1 protein-coding gene is annotated in these 5,359 nt (G+C 73.0%); it reads left to right on the forward strand.

Features of this window, described 5'->3' with window-relative positions:
• On the forward strand, positions 1 to 5,359 hold a 5,359-nt coding region (locus M8C13_RS44215), incomplete at both ends, for a type I polyketide synthase (RefSeq protein ID WP_252486851.1).

Genomic DNA, 5,359 nt, shown 5'->3' on the forward strand with positions numbered 1-5,359 from the left:
CGCGGTGATTGGCCACTCCCAGGGTGAGATCGCCGCGGCCTGTGTGGCCGGGGCTCTCTTGCTGGAGGACGCCGCCCGGGTGGTGGCGTTGCGAGCTCAGGTGATCAGTGCGGAACTGGCCGGTCTGGGCGGGATGCTCACCGTGACCGCTACCCCGGAGCAGGCCGGGGAGTGGATCAGCCGGTGGGGCGGGGCGTTGTCGGTGGCCGCGGTCAACGGGCCCCGCTCGGTGGTGATCTCCGGTGATGCCGCGGCCCTGGACGAGCTGGCCGGGTGGTGCGCCGGGGAAGAGGTGTGGCATCGGCGGGTGCCGGTGGACTACGCCTCCCACTCCCACCACGTCGAAGGCATCCGGGACCAGCTCGGCAGCCTGCTGGCCGGGATCAGCCCGCGTCCGGCCGCGATTCCCTTCTACTCCACGGTGACCGGCACCCTGCTCGACGGCACCGAGCTGGATGCCGGCTACTGGTACCGCAACCTGCGGCAGACCGTCCACTTCGGACCGATGATCGAGCAGCTGGCCGGACAGGGTGCCGGCGCGTTCCTGGAGATCAGCGCGCACCCGGTGCTCACCCACGCCATGCAGGACAGCATCGAGCAGGCCGGGGCCGAGGCCTTCGCGCTCGGCACCCTGCGCCGCGACCACGGTGGCCTGGACCGCTTCCTGCGCTCCGCCGCCGAGGCGCACGTGCGCGGCCTGGCCGTGGACCGGAGCGCGCTGGCCGGTGGTGCGGCCGGGGAACCGCACATCGACCTGCCGACCTACCGGTTCCAGCGCGAGCGGTACTGGCTGACCGCGCCGACCAGTCGCCGGGGCTCGACGCACCCCTTGCTGCACAACGACTTCCAGCTGGCCGCGGACGGCAGTCTGGTGTGCACCGGCACGATCTCGCGCGCCGAGCACCCGTGGCTGGCCGATCACGCCGTGCACGGCACGGTGCTGCTGCCCGGCACCGCCTTCGTCGACCTGGTGCTCAGCGCCGCCACCCGGATCGGCTGCGACACCCTGGACGAGCTCACCATCGAGTCCCCGCTGCCGCTCACCGGACCGGCCGAGGTCCAGGTGAGCGTCAGCGCCGAGGCTCCCGGCACACCCCGCGCGGTGGCCGTCTACGCGCGCACCGGCGAGCAGGACTGGGTCCGGCACGCCACCGGCCTGGTCTCCGCGGGCACGGACTCCGGTGCCGGACTGACCGAGTGGCCGCCTGCCGGGGCCGTTGCGGTCCCGCTGGCGGAGGTGTACCCGCGGCTGGCCGAGCTCGGCTACGAGTACGGCCCCGCCTTCCAGGGGCTCACCGCGCTCTGGCAGCGCGCGGACGAGCTGTTCGCGGAGATCCAGCTGCCGGACACCGCCGGTGCGGACGGGTTCGCGGTGCACCCGGCGCTGCTGGACGCGGCCCTGCACCCGGTGGTGCTCGGCGGCACCGGGATGCGCCTGCCCTTCGCCTGGTCCGGGGTGCGGCTGCACGCCACCGGCGCCACCGCTCTCCGGGTGCGGGTCAAGGACAACGCCCTCCAGGTGGCGGACCAGACCGGCGAACCGGTGCTCACCGTCGACGAGCTGGTGCTGCGCGAGATCGACCCCGCGCGCCTGGCCACCCCCGGCGGCCCGCTGCTGCGGGTGGACTGGCAGCCGGTCGGCGCCGGCGCGCCGGCCACCGGGTTCGAGGAGCTGCGCGTCCGGCGGGACCCGGCGCTGACCGGGGCCGAGGCGGTGCAGGAGCTGGTCAACCGGGTGCTGGTGGCCCTGCGGGAACGCCTCGACGGCGCCACCGGGCCGCTGGCCGTGGTGTGTGGCCCGGCCGACGCCGGTGGCCTGCGCGGCCTGGTGCGCTCGGCGGCGGTCGAGCACCCTGGCCGGTTCCTGCTGGTGGACACGGACGACTCGGTGCCACTGCCCGAGGTCCTTGGCGCGCTGGGCGAGGAGGCGGAGTGCCGGGTGCGCGACGGCCAGGTCCAGCTCCCGCGCTTGGTGCGGCTGTCCGGCGAGGCCGAGCCCTTCGCCTGGCGCGGCGGCGCGCTGGTGATCACCGGCGGGCTCACCGGGCTGGGCGCTGAGATCGCGCGGCACGCGGTGTCGGCCTGGGGCGTCCGGGAACTGGTGTTGCTGGGCCGTCGTGGCATGCACACGCCTGGTGCGGCCGAACTGGTCGCGGAGCTGAGCGCGGCCGTGGTCGCGGTGCGGGCCTGCGATGTGGCGGATGAGGCCGAGCTCGCCGAGGCGCTGGCCGGGTTCGACGTCCGCGGTGTGGTGCACGCGGCGGGTGTGCTGGACGACGCGGTGCTCACCGGGCTGACCGCCGAGCGGGTGGCGCGGGTGTTCGCGCCGAAGGTGGCCGGCGCGTGGAACCTGCACCGGCTCACCGGTGAGCTCGACCTGTTCCTGGTGTGCTCCTCCGTGGTCGGCGTGCTGGGCGCGGGCGGGCAGGCCAACTACGGCGCGGCCAACGACGCCCTGGACCACCTCATCGCGTTGCGGCGGGTCGAGGGCAAGACCGGGCTGTCGGTCGCTCTGGGACTGCTGGCCGGGAGCAGCGGCCTGACCGGGCAGATGAGCGCGGCCGATGTGGCCAGGATGGGGCGTTCCGGCATCGTCGCGGCGAGCACCGAACAGGTGCTGTCCCTGCTCGACCGGGCGGTGGCGGGGGAGGAGCCCGCGGTGGTCGCCGCGGCCTGGCGGCTGGCCGGAGTGCGGCCCGAGGCGGTGCCGCCGGTGCTGCGCGGCCTGCTGCCCCGCCAGCTCCGCAAGGCCGCCACCGGGAGCGCGGGCCTGTCCTGGACCGAGCGGGTGGCCGCGCTGCCCGAGGCCGACCGGCTCGCGGCGGTCCTGGACCTGGTGCGCGCCAACGTGGCCGCCGTGCTCGGTCACGGTGACCCCGCCGAGGTCCAGGAAAGCCGGGCGTTCAAGGACCTCGGCTTCGACTCCCTGGTCTCGGTCGAACTGCGCAACCGCCTGCAGGAGGCCACCGGGCGGAAACTGCCGAGCACCCTGGTCTTCGACCACCCGACCCCGGCCGCCCTGGCCCGCCACCTGGCCTCCCAGGTCGCGGGTGCGGCCCCGGCGGCGGCCCCGGTGGTGACCGCCGCGGACGAGCCGATCGCGGTGGTGGGCATCGGCTGCCGCTACCCCGGCGGTGTGCGCGGCCCGGAGGACCTGTGGCGCCTGGTCGCCTCCGGCGCGGATGTCATCGACGAGTTCCCGGCCGGCCGCGGCTGGGACCCGGCGGCCCTGTTCGACCCGGACCCCGACCACCCCGGCACGGTGACCTCCACCCGCGGCGGCTTCCTCCACCAGGCCGACCGTTTCGACGCGGAGTTCTTCGGCATGAGCCCGCGCGAGGCCCTGGCCACCGATCCGCAGCAGCGGTTGTTGCTGGAGACCACCTGGGAGGCGCTGGAGCACAGCGGGATCGTGCCGGAGTCCTTGCGCGGCAGCCGGACCGGTGTGTTCGTCGGCGTGATGTACAACGACTACGCCTCCCGGCTGACCGAGGTGCGGCCCGAGCTGGAGGGCTACCTGCGCAACGGCAGCTACCCCAGCGTGGCCTCCGGCCGGATCGCCTACACCTTCGGCTTCGAGGGTCCCGCGGTGAGCGTGGACACGGCCTGTTCCTCGTCGCTGGTGGCGATCCACCTGGCCAGCCAGGCGCTGCGGCAGGGCGAATGCGGACTCGCCGTGGCCGGTGGCGTGACGGTGATGTCCACTCCGGCGACCTTCATCGAGTTCTCCCGGCAGCGGGGCCTGGCCGCGGACGGCCGGTGCAAGGCCTTCGGCGAGGGCGCGGACGGCACCAGTCTGTCCGAGGGCGTCGGCCTGCTGGTGCTGGAACGCCTCTCTGACGCCCAGCGCAACGGGCATCGCATCCTCGGAGTGATCCGGGGCAGCGCGATCAACCAGGACGGTGCGTCGAATGGCCTGACCGCGCCCAACGGCCCGGCTCAGCAACGAGTCATCCGCCAGGCTTTGGCCAATGCCGGGCTCACTCCCGGTGAGGTCGACGCCGTGGAAGCTCACGGCACCGGTACCCGCCTTGGCGACCCCATCGAAGCCCAGGCGCTGCACGAGGTTTACGGCCCCGAACACCAGGATTCACCGCTCTGGCTGGGTTCGCTGAAGTCCAACCTCGGTCACACCCAGGCCGCGGCCGGTGTCGGCGGCGTGATCAAGATGATCATGGCAATGCGGCATGGACAGCTGCCCGCCACCCTGCACGCCCAGACGCCCTCCAGCCACGTCGACTGGGACGGCAGCATCGCGTTGCTCACCGAGTCCCAGCCGTGGGAAGTGGACCGTCCCCGCCGGGCCGGGATTTCCTCCTTCGGCATCAGCGGCACCAACACCCACCTCATCCTCGAACAGGGACCGGACCCTGAACCCGTTCCCGCTGGGGAAGGTGAGCCGATCCCGCTGCTGCTCTCCGCTCGGTCCGAGGCTGCCCTGCACGCTCAGGCCGAGCAGGTCCGCGCGCTGCTGGCCGCCGGTGCTGACCGCGCCGCGGTCGCCCACGCGCTGGCCACCACCCGCACCGCTTTTGAGCACCGCGCGGCTGGCCTGGACGCAGCGGCGCAAGTCGCCACCACCCCGGAAACCGTGGCTTTCATGTTCTCCGGCCAGGGTTCGCAATGGGCTGGCATGGGCACAGACCTCCTCCGCTACCCAGCTTTCGCCGAGACCTTCACCCGGCTCTGCGCGAAGTTCGGCCTGGACCTGCCACTCAGCGAGGCGGTGCACGACACCGCCAACACCCAGCCCGCCCTCTTCGCACTGGAGGTCGCCCTTTACCGGCTGCTGGAATCACTCGGCATCACCCCGTCTGTCCTTATTGGACACTCGCTGGGCGAGATCACCGCTGCGCACGTCGCCGGTGTGCTCAGCGAGGACGACGCCGTGAAACTGGTGGCTGCTCGGGCGCGGTTGATGCAGTCGATCACCACCCCCGGCGCGATGCTGGCCATCCAGGCATCCGAAGCCGAAGTCCTGCCACTGCTGACCGCCGGAGTCTCCATCGCAGCGGTCAACACCCCCGGCTCCGTGGTCGTCTCCGGTGACGCCGACGAGGTAGAAGCCCTGCGCGAGTGCGGCTTCCGCACCACCCGCCTCAAGGTCAGCCACGCCTTCCACTCCGCGCACCTCGATCCGATCCTGGACGAGTTCGCCGCCATCGCAGAAAGCCTGACCTACCACGAACCCCGAATCCCGGTCGTCACCAACCTCACCGGGGACATCGCCACCACCCTCACCGACCCCCAGCACTGGGTCCGGCATGTCCGGGGAACCGTCCGCTTCGCCGACGGCCTGGCCACCCTGGCTGCCCAAGGCGTGACGCACCTGGTCGAGGTCGGGCCACACCCGGCGCTC

The sequence above is a fragment of the Crossiella sp. SN42 genome, assembly GCF_023897065.1.
In the GTDB taxonomy this organism is placed as follows: domain Bacteria; phylum Actinomycetota; class Actinomycetes; order Mycobacteriales; family Pseudonocardiaceae; genus Crossiella.